Raw genomic sequence first — 1,491 nt, forward strand, 5'->3', positions numbered from 1 at the left:
GGCTCGACAAGGCCGACGGCCCCCGGCGCGCAGGTGCCAAGCGCCGATAAGCCCTACTTCCGCCATCGTCTTGACTAAACTCCATGGGGTACAAAAAGCACTCAATGGAGAGGGACACCTGTGGCAAGCACAGTCGTGACCAAGAGCGGAACCGAAGAACGCGGTCTCGCACGGATAGCCCAACGCATGGCGGCATGGACGGAGCGGTGGTTCCCGGACGCCTACATCTTCGCCCTCGCCGGCGTCGTCATCATCGCGGTGGCCGCACTCGCCATCGGCGCCACGCCCCAGGCAATCGCCGACTCGTTCGGCAACGGCTTCTGGGACCTGACGGCCTTTACCCTGCAGATGGCCATGGTGGTCCTCACCGGCTACGTCGTGGCCACCTCCCCGCCCGTGGCGGGACTGATCAACAGGCTGGCGCTCGTGCCGTCAACGGCGCGGACCGCGGTGAGCTTCGTGGCCGTGCTCGCCATGTCCGTGTCCTTCCTCAACTGGGGGCTCAGCCTGATCTTCGGCGGGCTGCTGGCCCGCGCGATTGCCCGCCGCAAGGACCTGACGGTGGATTACCGTGCCTTGGGCGCGGCGGCGTTCATGGGCCTCGGCGCCGTCTGGGCACTGGGGCTGTCCTCCTCTGCCGCGCAGCTGCAGGCCACGGCCGCGTCGCTGCCGCCGGCGCTGCTGAAGATCACGGGCATCCTGGACTTCGGCACCACGATCTTTACCTGGCAGTCGCTGCTGACGCTGGCCATCCTGATGGCCCTGACCACCGTGATTGCGCACTTCTACGCGCCCCAGGGCGGCTCGATCCGCACCGCAGAGGACCTGGGCGTGGACCTGGACGACGAGCCGGCCGAGTCCGCGCCGCGTTCCCGGCCGGGCGAATGGCTCGAATACAGCCGGGTCCTGCCGATCCTGGCGGGCGTCCTCACGCTCGGCTGGCTCGTCTCGCAGTTCCTCACCAAGCCGTTCCTCAGCGTGGTCAGCAGCCTCAACGGCTACCTGCTGGTGTTCCTCATCCTGGGCCTGGTCCTGCACGGGACGCCGCGGAACTTCCTGCAGGCCGTAACGAAGGCCGTCCCGGCCACCGCGGGCATCCTCGTGCAGTTCCCGCTGTATGCGGCGATGGCGGCCATCCTGACCAAGGCCACGGGAACCGGCGGCATGAGCCTCTCCACCCACCTCGCGGCGTTCTTCTCGGACATCGGCAGCGGCGGCGGCTTCGCCGTCGTCATTGCCCTGTACACGGCTGTACTCGGCATCCTGGTCCCCTCCGGAGGCGGAAAATGGCTGGTGGAGGCGCCCTACGTGATGCAGTCGGCCACCGACGTGCAGATGAACCTCGGCTGGACCGTGCAGATCTACAACATCGCCGAGGCGCTGCCGAACCTGGTCAACCCGTTCTTCATGCTGCCGCTGCTCGCGGTACTGAGGCTGCGCGCCCGGGACCTGGTGGGCTTCACCTTCCTGCAGTTCGTCTTCCACCCTGTC

1 protein-coding gene is annotated in these 1,491 nt (G+C 67.5%); it reads left to right on the forward strand.

Annotated features, from left to right (window positions below; translation table 11 throughout):
• Positions 1–135: 135 nt before the first annotated feature.
• On the forward strand, positions 136–1,491 hold a 1,356-nt coding region (locus LQV45_RS31805; protein ID WP_290370378.1), incomplete at its 3' end, for a short-chain fatty acid transporter.

It is taken from the genome of Microbacterium sp. Bi128 (assembly GCF_918698205.1).